Raw genomic sequence first — 17,637 nt, 5'->3', positions numbered from 1 at the left:
ACAAAACGGGTATTTGAAAAGATCGGGCTGACGCAGTCACGCTCAATCGATGTCTTTAAATTTTGGTAAGGTTCAAACTATGCAAAGTAAAGCATCAAGAATACTGATCCTGTTAACAGCGATATTTGCCACCCTGAGTGGTCTGTATCTGTTAATTGGCGGTATCTGGCTGGCTAAACTGGGTGGCTCGCTCTACTACATCATCGCTGGTGTGGTTATGCTGATCACCGCTTTCCTGCTGTACCGCCGCCGTGGGGCAGCGCTGCTGCTCTATGCGCTGTTCCTGCTGGCCACCACCGTCTGGTCGCTGTGGGAAGTGGGGACGGACTTCTGGGCGCTGACGCCGCGTCTGGATATCACCTTCTTCCTTGGCCTGTGGCTGGTACTGCCGTTTATCTGGCGTGCGCTGAGTGCAGGCGGATCATTCCCGCGCGTGGCGCTGTCGGCCGTGCTGGTGTTTGTGGTTGCCGTCCTGGCTTACTCGGTGTTTAACGATCCGCAGGAAATTAACGGCACCCTGAGTCAGGATCAAACCGCTGCAGCCCCGGCTGACGACGGTATTCCTGCGGGTGACTGGCCTGCCTATGGTCGTACCCAGGGCGGGACGCGTTACTCTCCGCTCAAGCAGATTAACGCGACCAACGTCGGTCAACTGCAGGAAGCCTGGACTTTCCAGACGGGTGACCTGAAGACGGCCAGCGATCCGGGTGAGATCACCAATGAAGTGACCCCGATTAAGATCGGCGATGCCCTGTACCTGTGTACTGCGCACCAGAAGCTGTTTGCTCTGGACGCGGCAACCGGTAAGCAGAAATGGATGTTTGATCCGAAGATGAAGACGGACCCAACCTTCCAGCATGTGACCTGTCGCGGTGTTTCTTATGTGCAGACACCGGAAGCGTCGGCAACGCCTGCGGGCGACAAGCCTGCGCTGTGTTCACGCCGCATCCTGCTCCCGGTAAATGACGGCAGCATGTATGCGCTGGACGCGGAAACCGGTGCGCTGTGCCCGGAATTCGGCGACAACGGCAAGCTGAACCTGCAGAGCAACCTGCCTTATAACAAAGTGGGCTCTTACGAACCGACCTCACCGCCGATTGTGACCGCCACAACGATTGTGATGGCCGGTGCCGTTACCGATAACTATTCGACCAAAGAGCCGTCGGGCGTGATCCGTGGTTTTGACGTCAACACCGGTAAGCTGCTGTGGGCCTTTGACACGGGCGCGAAAGATCCGAACGTGATTGCGGAAGGCGAGCAGAACTATACGCCTAACTCACCGAACTCATGGGCACCGGCGTCTTACGATGCCAAACTGGATCTGGTCTATCTGCCGATCGGCGTGTCCACGCCGGATATCTGGGGAGGACACCGTACTCCGGAAATGGAGCGTTTCGCCACCGGAATGCTGGCCCTGAATGCCACTACCGGTAAACTGGCCTGGTTCTATCAGACGGTTCACCACGATCTGTGGGATATGGACGTACCGGCGCAGCCTACGCTGGCTGATATTAACGACAAAGACGGTAACAAGGTGCCGGTCATCTATATTCCGACCAAAACCGGCGATATCTTTGTGCTGAACCGTACCAACGGTAAGCCTGTGGTGCCGGCACCGGAAATGCAGGTGCCGGGCGGGGCAGCGAAGGGCGACCACGTTTCGCCAACGCAGCCTTACTCTGAACTGAGCTTCCGTCCGAAAGCTCACCTGTCCGGAAAGGATATGTGGGGTGCGACGATTTACGATCAGCTGATTTGTCGCGTGATGTTCCATCAGCTGCGTTACGAAGGCCCGTTCACGCCACCGTCCGAGCAGGGCACCCTGGTCTTCCCGGGTAACCTGGGTATGTTCGAGTGGGGCGGGATCGCCGTCGATACTGACCGTCAGGTGGCGGTGACTAACCCTATGGCGCTGCCGTTTGTTTCCCGTCTGATCCCACGCGGTCCGGGTAACCCGATCGAGCCGGACGAGAATGATAAAGGCGGTACCGGTACCGAGTCTGGCGTTCAGCCGCAGTACGGCCTGCCGTACGGCGTGACGCTGAATCCGTTCCTGTCGCCGCTGGGCTTCCCGTGCAAGCAGCCTTCATGGGGCTATATCTCTGCGGTTGACCTGAAGACTAACGATATTGTGTGGAAAAAACGTATCGGCACCGTGCGCGATAGCTCACCGGTTCCGCTGCCGTTTAAAATGGGTATGCCAATGCTGGGCGGGCCGGTGACGACTGCCGGTAACGTGTTCTTTATTGCGGCTACCGCTGATAACTTCCTGCGCGCCTTTAACGTCTCCAACGGCGAACAGCTGTGGGAAGCCCGTCTGCCGGCAGGGGGCCAGGCTACGCCAATGACTTATGAAGTGAACGGCAAACAGTACGTGCTGATTGTGGCCGGTGGTCACGGTTCGTTTGGAACTAAGCTGGGCGATTACGTGAAAGCGTATGCGCTGCCTGACAGCAAATAAGCCTTAACGTCAGAAGCAAAAAGGGCGACCCCAGGGTCGCCCTTTTTTTATGCCAGCGCCCTGAGTGCAGCTATTTGTTGCTGCCAGCGCATCAGTGCCGCAGCCTCATCCTTCAGGTGGAACGTCAGGCCGCTGGTGACCGTTGCGTACGGCGCGCGATGGGCGATCACCTGCTTCACTTCCGCATGGAATACCGCCAGCGCCAGGTCGGTCAGGGTCTCGTCACGCAGGGTGGCCTGCGCCTGGACTTCGACGACGGCTCCCTCCAGCACCAGCGCCAGGGTCATTTTCCCGTCGCGACGCAGATTGCGGGTGGTGGTGGAGTCAGGCCAGATGGCAAACAGCAGTTCGCCCGGGGAGCGGGCGATGATCTCGCCCAAGCTGAGCTGTGCCGCATAGGGCCAGCCGTTATCGCCTACGCTGGACAGGCGAATGGCCTGATGGCGGTGGCTGGCGGGCAGGGAGCCGTCGAGAAGCGCCAGCAGGGCGTCTGGCAGGTGAGTGGCAGGGATCATATCCGCTTCCTTAAAGGGTCAGGCAGCCAGTTTACCCTGCAATCGTCCTGACCTGCATCTGTCTGTTCATCGGTGAAACCGTACCCGCCTGTTTTTCTCCGTCTGCGTTCAGCGACTCCCTGCCGATAAAATTAAAATGTTTTGCTACAAAATAATGAAGTTATTTTTATATTTTAGTTTTATCCGATGCCGTTCCCCTGACCATCCCTTTTATAGCTAAACTTCGTGTAAACCAGACTGATTTAATCGGCCACCGGCAGCGTCTCCTTAATCTTCCCCTAAGTATTTTCATTTAGGCTCCATATATATGGGTGTTGGTAAGCTCTTTTTGCGCCTTTATCACCCTTGAAGGTGGCGCTTGATGCTTTTATACCCGATTCGGGCGCAGGAAGATGACAGCCACCGGCTGGAAGCGATAAGGCGGGATGCCGAACAGGATCGGACGCTGGCGCGCCTGTGGGCCTGCGCTGAAAATCATTCGTGATGTTTATTGTTTAATGGAAGTAATCAATGTCAGACTTTTTGCCTTTCTCGCGTCCGGCAATGGGTGCGGAAGAACTGGCCGCGGTGGCCGACGTGCTGCGCTCCGGCTGGATCACTACCGGACCGAAAAATCAGCAGCTTGAAGCGGCTTTTTGCCAGCTGACCGGCAACCGTCACGCTATTGCAGTCAGCTCGGCCACGGCCGGAATGCACGTCACGCTGATGGCGCTGGGCATTCAGCCCGGTGATGAGGTGATCACCCCCTCGCTGACCTGGGTTTCCACGCTGAATATGATCGTGCTGCTGGGGGCGACCCCGGTGATGATTGATGTGGATCGCGACACGCTGATGGTGACCCCGGCGCTGATTGAAGCGGCCATCACGCCGCGCACCCGGGCCATTATTCCGGTGCACTATGCCGGTGCTCCGGCTGACACTGATGCCATCCGTGCGCTGGGTCAGCGTTACGGTATTGCCGTTATCGAGGATGCGGCCCACGCGGCAGGAACCACGTATCGCGGGCGGCACGTCGGAGACCGGGGAACGGCGATTTTCTCCTTCCATGCGATTAAAAATATGAGCTGCGCGGAAGGCGGCCTGGTGGTGACAGACGATGAGGCGCTGGCTGACCGCGTGCGCAGCCTGAAGTTTCACGGTCTGGGGGTGGATGCTTTCGACCGTCAGACTCAGGGCCGTGCGCCGCAGGCCGAAGTGATCTCCCCGGGGTTTAAATACAATCTTGCTGACATTAATGCGGCGATTGCGCTGGTGCAGCTGGATAAGCTGGCCGCGAACAATGCCCGCCGCGAACAGATTGCACTGCGTTACCTCGATGAACTTTCCACGACGCCCTTCCTGCCGCTCACGCCGCCCAGCTGGCCGCATCAGCATGCCTGGCATCTGTTTATTCTGCGCGTTGATTCTGAACGGTGTGGCCTGAACCGCGACGCTCTGATGCAGGCGCTGAAGGACCAGGGGATCGGTAGCGGTCTGCACTTCCGCGCCGCACACACGCAAAAATATTACCGCGAACGTTTTCCTCACCTGAGCCTGCCGCATACGGAGTGGAACTCAGAACGCATCTGCTCGATTCCGCTGTTTCCGGGCATGACCGATGAAGATGTCAGCCGCGTCATTGCGGCACTGCATGCGCTGGTGAGGAAATAACATGACCGAACAACCAATCAACAAAGTCTCCGTGGTGATCCCGGTCTATAACGAGCAGGAGAGCCTGCCCGAACTGATCCGCCGTACGGATGCCGCCTGCGCACAGCTGGCCCTGGACTATGAAATCCTGCTGGTCGATGACGGCAGCAGCGATGCCTCTGCCGATATGCTGGTTGCGGCGGCTGAAGCGCCCGGCAGCCATATTGTGGCGGTACTGCTTAACCGTAACTACGGCCAGCATTCCGCCATCATGGCCGGATTCAGTCACGTCACCGGCGATCTGGTGATCACCCTCGATGCCGATCTGCAAAATCCGCCGGAGGAGATCCCCCGGCTGGTGGAAACCGCCAGTCAGGGCTACGACGTGGTGGGCACCGTGCGGCAGAACCGTCAGGACAGCTGGTTCCGTAAGTGTGCCTCACGCATGATCAACCACCTGATCCAGCGCACTACCGGCAAAGCGATGGGGGACTACGGCTGTATGCTGCGCGCCTACCGCCGCCACATCGTCGATGCCATGCTGCACTGCCACGAGCGCAGCACCTTTATTCCGATCCTTGCCAATACCTTTGCCCGCCGTGCGACGGAGATCCCGGTGCACCATGCCGAACGAGAGTTTGGTGATTCGAAATACAGCCTGATGCGACTGATCAACCTGATGTATGACCTGATTACCTGCCTGACGACCACGCCGCTGCGCCTGTTAAGCGTCTTTGGCAGCGTGATTGCTCTGGCGGGCTTTGCCATTTCCCTGCTGCTGGTTGCTCTGCGCCTGTTTTTCGGCCCGGCGTGGGCGGCAGAAGGGGTGTTTATGCTGTTTGCCGTCCTGTTTATTTTTGTCGGCGCACAGTTTGTTGGTATGGGGCTGCTTGGCGAGTATATCGGGCGAATCTATAACGATGTGCGTGCCCGTCCCCGCTATTTTATTCAGCGCGTTGTCAGCCACGACGCCAATTCCACACAGGATAAAACCTCATGAAAGCCGTTGTTTTTGCCTACCATGATATGGGATGCGCAGGCATCCGGGCGCTGGCTGAAGCCGGTTATGACATCTGCGCCATTTTTACACACGCGGATAATCCCCATGAAAACCACTTTTTCGGTTCCGTCGCGCGCACCGCAGCCCAGCTCGTCGTGCCGGTTTATGCCCCGGAAGAGGTGAATCATCCGCTGTGGGTTAACCGCCTGCGTGAGATGAAACCGGATGTCATTTTCTCTTTCCACTACCGACAGATGCTGAACGACGAGATCCTCAGCGCCGCCCGGGCAGGAGCTTTCAACCTCCATGCCTCGCTGCTACCGAAATATCGTGGACGTGCTCCCCTTAACTGGGTGCTGGTAAACGGGGAACAGGAAACCGGTGTGACGCTGCACCGCATGGTGAAACGTGCCGACGCCGGGGCCATTATCGCCCGGGAAAAGGTGGTCATCGCAGCAGAAGACAATGCGCTGACGCTGCATTACAAGCTCTGTGAAAGCGCCAAAACGCTGCTGACGCGCAGTCTTCCCGCCCTGCGGAGCGGTGATTTCACTGAGATTCAACAGGATGAAAGCCAGGCCACCTATGTCGGACGGCGGACACCGGAAGACGGGCGCATTGACTGGCACCAGCCGGTGCAGCAGGTGCATAATCTTGTGCGTGCGGTGACCGATCCGTGGCCGGGTGCTTTCAGCTATGTTGGCGGCGCGAAATTTATCCTCTGGCAGTCGCAGATCCGCCATGACTGGCCAGCGGCAAAACCGGGAACTGTGCTCTGCGTTTCACCGTTTGTCGTGGCCTGCGCAGAGGGTGCGCTGGAAGTGGTTACCGGCCAGAGCGACAGTGGCGTGTATATGCAAGGCAGCCAGCTGGCGCAGACGCTGGGGCTGGTGGCGGGTGCGCTGCTGCATAACCAGCCGGCAGCGGCAGCGAAACGCCGGACCCGCGTACTGATCCTCGGTGTCAATGGCTTTATCGGTAACCATCTGACCGAACGCCTGCTGGCCGATGATAATTTTGAGATCTTTGGTCTGGATATTGGTTCCGACGCCATTAGTCGCTTTATTGGTCACGATCGTTTCCACTTCGTTGAAGGGGATATCAGCATTCACTCCGAGTGGATTGAATATCACATCAAGAAATGTGATGTCGTTCTGCCACTGGTGGCGATTGCCACCCCGATTGAATATACCCGTAACCCGTTGCGCGTGTTTGAGCTGGATTTTGAAGAGAATCTGAAAATCATCCGTGACTGCGTGAAGTATAAAAAGCGCATTATCTTCCCGTCGACCTCGGAAGTGTATGGCATGAGTACGGATGCCACCTTTGATGAAGACCACTCTAACCTGGTGGTTGGGCCAATCAATAAGCAGCGGTGGATCTACTCCGTCTCTAAACAGCTGCTGGACCGCGTGATCTGGGCCTACGGGGAAAAAGAGGGGCTGCGCTTTACGCTGTTCCGGCCGTTCAACTGGATGGGGCCACGGCTGGATAACCTTAATGCTGCCCGTATTGGCAGTTCGCGCGCCATTACCCAGCTGATCCTGAACCTGGTGGAAGGTTCGCCGATCAAGCTGATTGACGGCGGGCGTCAGAAACGCTGTTTTACCGATATTCGTGACGGCATTGAAGCGCTGTTCCTGATCATTGAGAACAAGCAGCAGAACTGTGACGGCCAGATCATTAACATCGGTAATCCGGACAACGAGGCGAGCATTAAAGAGCTGGCTGAGCAACTGCTGGAAAGCTTTGAGCGTCACCCGCTGCGCGACCGTTTTCCGCCTTTTGCCGGTTTCCGCGAAGTGGAAAGCAGCAGCTACTATGGCAAAGGATATCAGGATGTGGAGCACCGCAAACCGTCCATCCGCAATGCGAAGCGTCTGCTGAACTGGACGCCTGAAGTGGCGATGAACTTCACTATTGACGCCACGCTGGACTTCTTCCTGCAAACCGTGGAACCGGGTGAGACCACCGAATGATCAACGTCGGTCTGCGCATTGATGTAGACACCTGGCGTGGCACTCGTGACGGTGTGCCGCGCCTGCTCTCCCTTCTTGAGCGCCAGCAAACCCGGGGCAGCTTTTTTTTCAGCGTCGGCCCGGACAATATGGGGCGGCATCTCTGGCGTCTGCTGAAACCGCGCTTTCTGTGGAAAATGCTGCGCTCTGATGCCGCCTCGCTTTATGGCTGGGATATCCTGCTGGCAGGGACGGCCTGGCCCGGACGTCGCATCGGGGAAGGGCTGGCAGAGGTGATCCGCCAGGCGACAATACAGCATGAGGTAGGGCTGCACGCCTGGGATCATTTCGCCTGGCAGACCTGGGCTGGCGTATGGTCTGCGGATAAGCTGAGTGAAGAAATCCGTCGGGGCGTGGACGCATTGACGGCCCTGACGGGGCAGCCGGTGACCTGTTCGGCGGCGGCGGGCTGGCGGGCAGATGGCCGGGTGGTCGCTGCCAGACAGCCTTTTAACTTCCGTTATAACAGCGACTGCCGTGGCTCTGAACCTTTCCTGCCGCTGCTGCCGGACGGGCGGACGGGTACTGTGCAGATCCCGGTGACGTTACCCACCTGGGACGAAGTGGTGGGGACGCGCATTGCCCGTCAGGACTATAACGCCTTTATCCTTGATGAAATCAGCCGCCAGCAGGGTGTGCCGGTCTACACCATTCATGCGGAAGCGGAAGGGATCGTGCTGGCGGAGATGTTTGACGCCCTGCTGACCGAGGCGCGTCGCCGGGGTATTCGCTTCTGCCCGCTGGGCGAGCTGCTGCCGCAGGATCTGTCGCAGCTGCCGACGGGTAAGATTGTCCGGGGTAGTCTCCCCGGCCGTGAAGGCTGGCTGGGATGCCAGCAACGAGTCGAGTGATTGCGGATGAAAACCACCCGTTATGCGTTATTACTGCCCGTACTGTATGTGCTCTATTATCTGATCCCCCTTGAGCTTCGCTCACTGTGGCAGCCGGATGAGGTGCGCTATGCCGAGATCAGCCGTGAAATGCTGCTCAGTGGAAACTGGGTGGTGCCTCACTTTCTGGACCTGCGTTACTTCGAAAAGCCGATTGCCGGGTACTGGATCAATAACATCAGTCAGTGGCTATTCGGCCACACCAATTTTGCCGTACGCTTTGGTTCCGTATTTTCCGTCTCGATCAGCGCGCTGCTGATCGGCTGGCTGGCGATGCGCCTGTGGCGCGATCGGGCGACGGCGGTGCTGTCCGCCGTTATCTTCCTCACCTGCATGCTGGTGTACAGCATCGGGACCTATGCCGTACTCGACCCGATGATCACCCTGTGGCTGACCGCTGCCATGTGCAGCTTCTGGCTGGTCGGGGAGGGGGGCAGCAGGCGTCAGAAAGTCGCGGGCTGGCTGCTGCTGGGCCTGGCCTGCGGCATGGGTTTCCTGACAAAAGGGTTTCTGGCGCTGGCGGTGCCGGTGGTGGCCGTCGTTCCGTGGATGATCTGGCAGCGGCGCTTTAAAGAACTGATGCTGTTCGGGCCGCTGGCGCTGGTGAGTGCGGTCGCCATCTCGCTCCCCTGGTCAGTCAGCATTGCCCGGCAGGAGCCAGATTTTTGGCGCTATTTCTTCTGGGTCGAGCATATTCAGCGCTTTGCCGAGAGCAATGCCCAGCATAAGGCCCCGTTCTGGTACTACCTGCCGGTGCTGATTGCCGGAACGCTGCCGTGGCTGGGGCTGTTGCCGGGGGCACTACGGCGGGCCTGGCAACAGCGGCAGGAGGCTCCGGGGGCGGTTTATCTGCTGGGCTGGGTGGTGATGCCGCTGCTGTTCTTCAGCGTGGCGAAAGGCAAGCTGCCGACCTATATTCTGCCCTGCTTTGCGCCGCTGGCGATGCTGCTGGCCCGCCATGCGCTGTTGCTGGCGGCGGCGGGGCGACGCGGGCTGAAACTCAATGGGATGCTCAACCTGCTGGTAGGAACGGTCTTGCTGCTGGTGATGCTGCTGGTGCTGGCCCCCTGGGGCCTGGCAAAGCATCCTGCTTATGCCCAGCATGAGCTGATCAAAGTGCTGCTGGGCAGTACCGCATTTCTGTTCTGGGCGCTGGTGGGGGCGGCCAGCCTGGTTGGAAACGCCAGACACTGGCGGCTGGCGGCACTGTGTCCCCTCGGTCTGGCACTGGTGATTGGGGCAGCCATCCCGGACAAAGTGATTAACTCTAAGCAGCCACAACCGTTTATTGCTGACGTCAGTCAGGATCTGCAACAGAGCCGCTTTGTGCTGGCCAATAACACCGGCATGGCTTCGGCGCTGGCCTGGTCGCTGAAACGGAGTGATATCCGTATGTTAGATCAGCCGGGAGAGCTTGAGTACGGTTTAGGGTACGCCAGCGGGGCCGATCGGCTGGTGACCACACCCGATTTTGCGTCGTGGCTGTATCAGCATCGCCGTGAAGGTAACGTCTCTCTGGTAATGAAACTGTCCGGTGAGGATCGGCAGATAGATGGGCGGATCCCCACGCCTGACCGTATTGTGCAGCGCGGCAGAATGCTGCTCTACTTCTACCGTCAGCAGCCATGAATTTACTGCTGATTGTGCTGGCCAGCCTGCTGAGTTGTGGCGGCCAGTTATGTCAGAAACAGGCCACCGCCCAGGCTCATCGTCGCGGCCTGTTTGGCTGGCTGGCGGCGAGCATTGTACTGCTGGGCGTGGCGCTGCTGGTGTGGTTGCGGGTACTGCAAACCGTTCCGGTGGGGGTGGCTTACCCGATGTTGAGCCTTAACTTTATTTTTGTTTCTCTGGCCGCCCGCTGGTTGTGGAAAGAGATAATTCCGTGGCGTCATGCGCTGGGCATCGCACTGATTGTGGCTGGCGTGGCGGTAATGGGGAGCTATACCTGATGGGGTGGCTGTTTGCCTTTTGTAGCGTAATGCTGGTCAGTGCCGCACAGCTGGTGCTGAAGTGGGCCATGGTGCAACTGCCTCCGGTGGGTCAGACAGGGCTGTTTATTGACACGCTTTTTACGTTCTCCTGGCCGGTACTGGCGCTGGTGGGCGGGCTGGTGGCCTACGGACTGTCCATGCTGTGCTGGGTGCTGGCCCTGCAGCGTCTGCCCCTGAGCCAGGCCTATCCGCTGTTAAGTCTCAGCTACCTGCTGGTCTGGCTGGCCGCCCTCTGGCTGCCGGGGCTGAATGAGGCCTTTCACTGGGGCAAGCTGGCGGGCGCGCTGCTGATCCTCGGCGGGCTGTTGCTGATTTTCTCTCCGGGGAAAAACGGCCGCAGATAATGTTATTATCACCCGATTAATGACTCAGAGTCTGGTTAATCACATGGATGCTTTACCCCCTCTCCTGCAGGTCAGGGAGGTCACTTTTGTGCGCCAGGGGAAAACCCTGTTAGCGCCGGCCTCCTTTGAACTTCACCGCGGCGAATTCGTCTGGCTGACCGGGCCATCCGGAGCCGGTAAAACCACGTTGTTAAAAATTATTGCCTCACTGCTTGAGCCGACCGGGGGCGAGGTGCTCTTTCACGGCCAGCCGATCGTTACGCTGAAGCCAGAGCCTTACCGTCAGCAGGTCTCCTGCGTGTTTCAGACGCCGCAGCTGTTTGGCCGCACGGTGTGCGACAACCTTTCCCTGCCTTATCAGATCCGCCAGCAGGCGACTGACCGGCAGCATCTGGGCCGTGAATTGCGGCGCATCAATCTCTCAGAAGAGATGCTGGATAAGCCTGTTGATCAGCTCTCCGGCGGGGAGAAACAGCGGGTGGCGCTGCTGCGCCATCTGCAGTTTCCTCCGCAGATCCTGCTGCTGGATGAGGTCAGCAGCGCGCTGGATGAGGCGAATAAGCTGACGGTGCAGGCGATCATTAACCAGCAGGTGAGTAACGGCACGGCGGTTATCTGGATCAGCCACGACAGCCATGAGACAGACGATGGCAGGCGACGCATTGCGCTGCGCCCCGCCGGGCAGGGGAGCGAGCATGGACCAGCATAATATTACCAATTCGTCACTGGCTCTGGCGCTGGTGCTGGTAGTGATTGCGCTGCTGGTGAGCAGCAAAGAGCGGCTGGGGCTGGAGAAAGATATTCTCTGGAGCGTGACGCGGGCTGTCATCCAACTGGTTATCGTCGGCTTTGTGCTTAAGTATATCTTCGACGTGGATCACCAGTGGCTGACGGTACTGATGGTGTTGTTTATCTGCGTTAACGCAGCGCTGAATGCGAAAAAACGCAGCGGGTCGATCGACAGAGGCTTTCTGATTGCGTTTGTGGCGGTGGGCTGTGGAACGACGCTGACGCTGACCATTCTGCTACTGAGCGGCGCGATCGCCTTTATCCCCATGCAGGTCATCCCGATCTCGGGAATGATAGCCGGTAATGCGATGGTGGCGGTGGGGCTGTGTTTCAGCAACCTTAACCAACGCTTCAGCGACAATCGTCAGAGGGTTGAAGAGATGCTCAGTCTCGGGGCCGGCATGAAGCTGGCCTCGGCGGCTATCCTGCGCGACAGCATCCGCGCGGCCATGATCCCCACGGTGGACGCCGCAAAAACCGTCGGTCTGGTGAGTTTACCGGGCATGATGTCCGGCCTGATCTTTGCCGGTATTGATCCGGTAAAAGCGATCAAATACCAGATTATGGTGACCTTTATGCTACTGGGAACGGCCAGCCTGTCGACCATTATTGCCGGCTATCTGGCCGCCCGGCGATTCTACACGGCGCGCGTTCAACTGAAATAACCTGAACAGATACCGCATTTTGGGCGGACCACAACAAGGGGCCCGCCCGTCACCATCAGAAATTCACATTGGCGCTCAGACCGCCAATAAAGGCGTCTTTCACCCCAGAGACGGCACCGGGTGAAGCGACGTACTGGAGGCTGGGACGCAGATCAAGCCAGTGGGTGGCGTGAACGTTGTAGTAAACTTCGTAGTTCCATTCTGACCCGTGCTGCACGGGCAGATAGGTCGGGCTGCTGTAGTCATACTCGCCGTTAAACTGATTGGTGCTGCGCTGCATTTTGCTGTAGTCGCTGTTGACGTGAATACGCGCCACGCCAAAACCGATCTCATCCTGCGCACGGGTGGCAAAGGGACCTTTCCACGTTAACTCTACCGCCTGGTAATTATCCGTTTTCGACGTTTTATGATCGTTCATAACGGCCTGTACCGTCAGGCCCAGCCCCCGGCTGACATCGCCATCGGTGGCAGTCATTTGCTGTTGTAGCAGTACATATCCGCCGTAGGCCTTCGCCTGCCTGCCGTAGCCGCCATTGCGATAGCTGGAATATTTATCCCCGTTTACCGAAGAGTAGTAGCCACCAATACGGTAGTTGCCCGGCAGCCTGTTCGCCCCAAGCAGGGGTTTCCAGCCGAATTCGAAGGGCACCATATTCCCCAGGGACGGGCTGCCGTCAAGGTAGAAGCCGTTGCCGCGATCGTAATTATTCCGGTTCTGATTATAGAAACCTGCCTGGAAGAACATATCATCCGGCAGGTTCAGTTTTATCCGTCCTCCCCACTGCGATACTGGCCAGTTATACCAGCGGTCACCGCGCCAGTTGCCCGGCTGACCGCTACCAAAGGCCAGGTTTTCGAACTTGCTGTCGAATGAGTCGAAGTCCTCTCCCGTGGTAACGCGACCGGCTTTGATCTCCACCAGATGGTCAAAGAATCCTTTATTGACCCAGAACTGCGTCAGACGCCAGGTCTGGCCACGGCCCCAGACTTCCTGTACCGAGGAGAGGCCGCCGGTACGCGGGTCATTGATATGCTGGGTCAGATCCCGCCCGTTTCGGCTGGTAATGGTGAACTGGAACTGCGTATCGTCCCAGTTGAGGAGTTTTTCCAGGTCCAGGCTAGTACCAAAGGCCCACTGGTCGGTATAGCGGGCAGTGGTCGAGGTGTTATAGCCACCGGCAAGGTTACTGGCGGATTCCATGGTGTAGTTCACCTGAAAGTCGACGCCTTCCTTTTTCAGTTCGCTACGGTAGCCGCCCCAGTCACCAAATAAATAATCGGAATCCATACTGAGCGGGGCCATATCGGCGTTCGCCGCCGCAGAGGCCAGCAGCAGGGCACCGCTGTACAGCAGTGGGGATATTTTTCGTTTAAACACGCGTTTGTTTGTCACTGTCTTTCGCCTTTTTATTATTGATCTGTACAAGTCCTGGGCGCTTTCTGCTGAGAAGAAAGCCGTACAGATTGTTTGAGGTTGAATGCTTTAAGGACGCCGGGCGCACGTAATTGATCGCCGTGAAGCTATGACACCATGTGTGCGAATGACGGGGAGTGTATTTTTGTGCTGAAAATAATTAGCATGCTTATTTATTTGTATGAAACTAACAACGAAGATAAGCAAATATGTCTGTGGAAGACCGGGCGACAAAAGACCCGTTTTACAGGCGGTGCAAAACGGGTCTTTACAGCGTCAGAAATTAATCCCGGCGCTCAGTCCACCAACGAAAAGATGGGCGTCATCACTCACCGAGCCGGGTTTTGTGGTCTGTTGCAGATTAGGCCGCAGAATGAGATGGGGCGTTAAACGATAATTGTAATAGAGGTTGTAATTAAATCCATCGCCCCGCATCAGCGGCTGGGGTTTGTTATTACGGTACTCTTCGGGGATCTTATACGCGTTCGCATCCGTGGTAAGACTTTCCACAGGCGCGGCCTGGTAGTGCGGAAGCCGTAGCGGTGTTCTGGCCGACGCACCACTGGCAAGCAGCAGCGCTGCCAGACTGGCGGCATACAGATACTGGTTCAGATGTGATGTTCTTTCCATGATTTCACCTCGTTCTGCGATTAACCATCAGGATGATTTCTTTACCCGATCAGTACATCACAACTCGCTGCGGCCGTTTCAATGTTTAATGCGACGGTGAAAATCCTGGGCGAAACAAATAAAAAAAACGCCCACAAGGGGCGTTCAGAAGGATATTTTAGGGCTTAACGGCGGCCGAATATTTTGGCCGCAAGGAAGCCAACACCCGCAGCAATCACCAGAGAAACCAGTGGTGACTCCTGCGTTTTTGTTTTCACGCAGTCCAGTGCGTCATCAACGGCGTAGGAGGCTTTGGCGGCCTGCTGACGGACTTTGCCTCTGAATTCATGCTCTGGCGAGTCTACGGCTTTACCAAACTCTTCCTGACCTTTGCCGATGGCTTCTTGTGCTTTATCGTTCGCTTTATCAAACAGACTCATTGTGCCTCCTTTTGATGGCATGATTTCCTGTAACGATTTTAAGCGTAGACCATCTGGCGGGCTTTACCGGGGTGTTATGTGTAAAAGTATGAATGAAAAGGTCAGCAACGGGCAAAAAAAGAGGAGGGATGACTCCCCCCTCCTGACACGATGATCGTTTGTCGATCCTCAGTGATAGCCTTCGTCCGGCTTGATTTTGCCGCGGAACACGTAGTAGCTCCAGAAGGTGTACACCAGAATGACCGGAATAATCAGCAGGGCACCGACCAGCATAAAGCCCTGACTCTGCGGCGGTGAGGCAGCCTGCCAGATGGTGATGGACGGTGGAATGATATACGGCCAGATGCTGATACCCAGCCCGGTAAAGCCGAGGAACACCAGCGCCAGCGTCAGCAGGAACGGGGTGTAGTGCGCGTGGCGCAGCAGCGAACGCCACAGACCCCAGGCGGCTGCCAGCACCAGTAAGGGCACCGGCAGGAACCAGAACAGATTAGGCAGGGTGAACCAACGGTGCATAATATTGGTGTGGGCCAGCGGCGTCCAGATACTGACGATGGCGATCACCACCAGCAGTGCGATCAGCAGCGGCCGGGTCAGCGCCGTCATTTTACGGTGCAGTTCATTTTCAGTTTTCATGATAAGCCAGGTGCTGCCCAGCAGAGCATAGGCCAGAACCAGACCTACACCGCAGAACAGCGTAAACGGCGTCAGCCAGGCCAGTGCCGGGCCGCTGTAAGTGCGGTCCGTCACTTCGAAGCCATTAATGACCGCACCCAGTACCACACCCTGGCTGAAGGTGGCAACAAACGAGCCGCCGATAAATGCCTTATCCCAAAACGGACGGTGCTCTTCGGTCGCTTTAAAGCGGAACTCAAAGGCCACGCCGCGGAAAATCAGGCCGATCAGCATGATGGTCAGCGGGACGGCGAGCGCAGAGGTGATCACCGCGTAAGCCAGGGGGAACGCACCAAACAGTGCCGCTCCGCCCAGTACCAGCCAGGTTTCGTTACCATCCCAAACCGGAGCGACGGTGTTAACCATCATATCGCGTTCAATGGGATCTTTATTGAACGGGAACAGGATGCCGATACCGAGATCGAAACCATCCATGATGATGTACATCAGGGTGGCGAAGATGATGATGGTAAACCAGATAATTGAGAGATCGATACCCACCTTACTTCTCCTCCTGTGACGACTGTAATTTTTCTTTCACCGCAGACAGCGGACGAGCCGGCGTATGTGATGTGCCCGGGCCGCCGTCTGCTGGCGGATGACCTTCACCGGTCTGTGGACCTTTCTTGATCAGATTAGCCAGATAGCTGTAACCCACGCCAAATACGGCGCAGTAGACCAGCAGGAAGACGATCAGGCTGATGCTCATCTGTAGCGTACTGTGCAGAGATACGGCATCACGGGTGCGCAGCAGGCCGTAAATCACCCAGGGCTGACGGCCCATCTCCGTGGTGATCCAGCCTGCTACCAGTGCAATCAGACCGGAAGGCCCCATCAGCAGGACAAACCACAGGAACGGACGCGAGGTGTAGAGGCGCTGGCCGCGACGCATCCAAAGGCTGACGGCACCCAGCAGGATCATCAGCATTCCCAGCCCGACCATAACGCGGAAGGACCAGAATACCACCGTAGAATCAGGGCGGTCCTCTTTCGGGAAGGACTTCAGAGCCGGTACCTGCTTGTCCAGGCTGTGGGTCAGGATCAGGCTGCCGAGGTAAGGAATTTCCACCGCATACTTGGTGCGCTCCTCTTTCATATCCGGGATACCAAACAGGATCAGCGGGGTGGATTCACCCGGACGGTTTTCCCAGTGCCCCTCGATGGCTGCGATTTTGGCCGGCTGATGTTCCAGCGTGTTCAGGCCGTGAGCGTCACCAATCATCGCCTGAATGGGCGAAACGATCAGCGCCATCCACAGGGACATCGACAGCATTTTGCGTACGGCCGGGGTGTCATTTTTACGCAGCAGGTGATAAGCGGCCGAGGCACCCACAAAGAAAGCGGTCACCAGGAAGGCGGCCACGGACATATGCAGCAGGCGGTATGGGAAGGACGGGTTAAAGATGACTTTAAACCAGTCTACCGGGATGACGATACCGTTTTCCAGCGCATAGCCCTGCGGCGTCTGCATCCAGCTGTTAGAGGCCAGGATCCAGAAGGTGGAGATGATCGTGCCAAGCGCCACCATGCAGGTAGAGAAAAAGTGCAGGCCACGGCTGACGCGGTTCCAGCCAAACAGCATCACGCCGAGGAACCCCGCCTCAAGGAAGAACGCGGTAAGCACTTCATAGGTCAGCAGTGGGCCGGTAATACTGCCGGCAAACTGCGAGAAACCCGCCCAGTTGGTGCCGAACTGGTAGGCCATGACCAGGCCAGAAACTACGCCCATGCCGAAGTTAACGGCAAAGATTTTTGACCAGAAATGATAGAGGTCGCGATAAACCTCATTTTTGCTTTTCAGCCACAGACCTTCGAGCACGGCCAGAAAACTGGCCAGGCCGATGGTGATGGCGGGGAAGAGAATGTGGAAGGCTACGGTGAAACCAAACTGTATCCTCGCCAGATGGAACGCATCTAATCCGAACATTGCTTACCTCGATCTAACATGAACTACGGCCTTTTATTTTTCTACCCACAGTTAACAAATAGGTGAAATAGTGCAAAAAAGAAAATTTGTCAGCTGGGGACTTCTCATCGGAAATGGGATCTTAAAACCAAAACGGGTGAAGAAGTAGCAACAGTAATAGTGAACCGGCCTATAACAGTAACGATTATTACGAGTAATTGTTTCATCAGCAGGTTAAATCAGCGAAAATTATTGTTAACGCAAGATAGTAGGATGCTGCCCGGATGTGAA

At 57.1% G+C, this 17,637-nt stretch carries 17 protein-coding genes; 11 read left to right on the top strand and 6 right to left on the bottom strand.

The window, feature by feature from the left end:
- Positions 1 to 79 precede the first annotated feature (79 nt).
- Entirely contained in the window at positions 80 to 2,461 is a 2,382-nt protein-coding gene (locus ACZ3HG_RS13400; protein WP_465333010.1) for a glucose/quinate/shikimate family membrane-bound PQQ-dependent dehydrogenase, read from the top strand.
- A gap of 47 nt (positions 2,462 to 2,508) precedes the next feature.
- Here ACZ3HG_RS13400 and ACZ3HG_RS13395 read toward each other — a convergent pair whose 3' ends face one another.
- Positions 2,509 to 2,976, bottom strand: a complete 468-nt coding sequence (locus ACZ3HG_RS13395; RefSeq protein ID WP_191936373.1) for a pyridoxamine 5-phosphate oxidase — start codon at positions 2,974 to 2,976, stop codon at positions 2,509 to 2,511.
- A 361-nt stretch (positions 2,977 to 3,337) separates the two neighbouring features.
- Here ACZ3HG_RS13395 and ACZ3HG_RS13390 point away from each other — a divergent pair, with 361 nt between their 5' ends.
- From ACZ3HG_RS13390 to fetB, 10 genes are read left to right on the top strand one after another with little or no spacing between them, the layout of a single operon-like run.
- Positions 3,338 to 3,460 carry a hypothetical protein gene (locus ACZ3HG_RS13390; protein ID WP_274604284.1) on the top strand — a complete coding sequence of 41 codons (123 nt, stop codon included), beginning with the start codon at positions 3,338 to 3,340 and terminating at the stop codon, positions 3,458 to 3,460.
- A gap of 26 nt (positions 3,461 to 3,486) precedes the next feature.
- On the top strand, positions 3,487 to 4,626 hold the full coding sequence (arnB, locus tag ACZ3HG_RS13385) for a UDP-4-amino-4-deoxy-L-arabinose aminotransferase (RefSeq protein ID WP_191933534.1): 1,140 nt from the start codon (positions 3,487 to 3,489) through the stop codon (positions 4,624 to 4,626).
- Between the two features lies 1 nt (position 4,627).
- Positions 4,628 to 5,605 (top strand): undecaprenyl-phosphate 4-deoxy-4-formamido-L-arabinose transferase, encoded by a 978-nt coding sequence (gene arnC / locus ACZ3HG_RS13380; protein ID WP_191933533.1) that lies wholly within the window; start codon positions 4,628 to 4,630, stop codon positions 5,603 to 5,605.
- Entirely contained in the window at positions 5,602 to 7,584 is a 1,983-nt protein-coding gene (gene arnA / locus ACZ3HG_RS13375) for a bifunctional UDP-4-amino-4-deoxy-L-arabinose formyltransferase/UDP-glucuronic acid oxidase ArnA (RefSeq protein WP_465333009.1), read from the top strand. Before arnC ends, arnA begins: the two co-directional genes overlap by 4 nt.
- Positions 7,581 to 8,474, top strand: coding sequence for a 4-deoxy-4-formamido-L-arabinose-phosphoundecaprenol deformylase (gene arnD / locus ACZ3HG_RS13370; RefSeq protein ID WP_191933531.1), 894 nt, complete (start codon positions 7,581 to 7,583; stop codon positions 8,472 to 8,474). The genes arnA and arnD overlap by 4 nt, the downstream gene beginning before the upstream one ends.
- A 6-nt stretch (positions 8,475 to 8,480) precedes the next feature.
- A complete protein-coding gene (gene arnT, locus ACZ3HG_RS13365; protein WP_465333008.1) occupies positions 8,481 to 10,142 on the top strand; it encodes a lipid IV(A) 4-amino-4-deoxy-L-arabinosyltransferase in 1,662 nt (553 codons plus the stop codon).
- Positions 10,139 to 10,462 carry a 4-amino-4-deoxy-L-arabinose-phosphoundecaprenol flippase subunit ArnE gene (arnE, locus tag ACZ3HG_RS13360; RefSeq protein WP_191933529.1) on the top strand — a complete coding sequence of 108 codons (324 nt, stop codon included), beginning with the start codon at positions 10,139 to 10,141 and terminating at the stop codon, positions 10,460 to 10,462. The genes arnT and arnE overlap by 4 nt, the downstream gene beginning before the upstream one ends.
- Entirely contained in the window at positions 10,462 to 10,848 is a 387-nt protein-coding gene (arnF, locus tag ACZ3HG_RS13355; RefSeq protein ID WP_465333007.1) for a 4-amino-4-deoxy-L-arabinose-phosphoundecaprenol flippase subunit ArnF, read from the top strand. Before arnE ends, arnF begins: the two co-directional genes overlap by 1 nt.
- Positions 10,849 to 10,891: 43 nt before the next feature.
- A complete protein-coding gene (gene fetA / locus ACZ3HG_RS13350; protein ID WP_465333006.1) occupies positions 10,892 to 11,557 on the top strand; it encodes an iron efflux ABC transporter ATP-binding subunit FetA in 666 nt (221 codons plus the stop codon).
- Positions 11,544 to 12,302, top strand: a complete 759-nt coding sequence (gene fetB / locus ACZ3HG_RS13345) for an iron efflux ABC transporter permease subunit FetB (RefSeq protein WP_191933526.1) — start codon at positions 11,544 to 11,546, stop codon at positions 12,300 to 12,302. The genes fetA and fetB overlap by 14 nt, the downstream gene beginning before the upstream one ends.
- Positions 12,303 to 12,357: 55 nt before the next feature.
- On the opposite strand, the gene ACZ3HG_RS13340 is transcribed toward fetB, so the two are convergent.
- The 5 genes from ACZ3HG_RS13340 to ACZ3HG_RS13320 all read right to left on the bottom strand — a co-directional run bounded on the left by ACZ3HG_RS13340 (position 12,358) and on the right by ACZ3HG_RS13320 (position 17,367).
- Positions 12,358 to 13,605, bottom strand: a complete 1,248-nt coding sequence (locus ACZ3HG_RS13340; RefSeq protein ID WP_191933667.1) for a carbohydrate porin — start codon at positions 13,603 to 13,605, stop codon at positions 12,358 to 12,360.
- Between the two features lie 387 nt (positions 13,606 to 13,992).
- The gene (locus ACZ3HG_RS13335) at positions 13,993 to 14,346 is read right to left on the bottom strand and encodes a carbohydrate porin (protein WP_465333005.1); all 354 of its coding nucleotides are present in this window, start codon (positions 14,344 to 14,346) and stop codon (positions 13,993 to 13,995) included.
- A gap of 164 nt (positions 14,347 to 14,510) precedes the next feature.
- Positions 14,511 to 14,765 (bottom strand): CsbD family protein, encoded by a 255-nt coding sequence (locus ACZ3HG_RS13330; RefSeq protein WP_191933524.1) that lies wholly within the window; start codon positions 14,763 to 14,765, stop codon positions 14,511 to 14,513.
- Positions 14,766 to 14,933: 168 nt separating this feature from the next.
- Positions 14,934 to 15,941: a cytochrome d ubiquinol oxidase subunit II gene (gene cydB / locus ACZ3HG_RS13325; protein WP_191933523.1), complete on the bottom strand. Its 1,008-nt coding sequence runs from the start codon at positions 15,939 to 15,941 to the stop codon at positions 14,934 to 14,936.
- Between the two features lies 1 nt (position 15,942).
- Complete coding sequence (locus tag ACZ3HG_RS13320; protein WP_191936380.1) at positions 15,943 to 17,367, bottom strand: cytochrome ubiquinol oxidase subunit I; 1,425 nt, start codon at positions 17,365 to 17,367, stop codon at positions 15,943 to 15,945.
- Positions 17,368 to 17,637 lie beyond the last annotated feature (270 nt).

The sequence above is a fragment of the Erwinia sp. PME.40.26/001 genome, assembly GCF_055556675.1.
The sequence above is the reverse complement of the archived record's forward strand: the minus strand, read 5'-3'. Positions and strand labels throughout refer to the sequence as shown.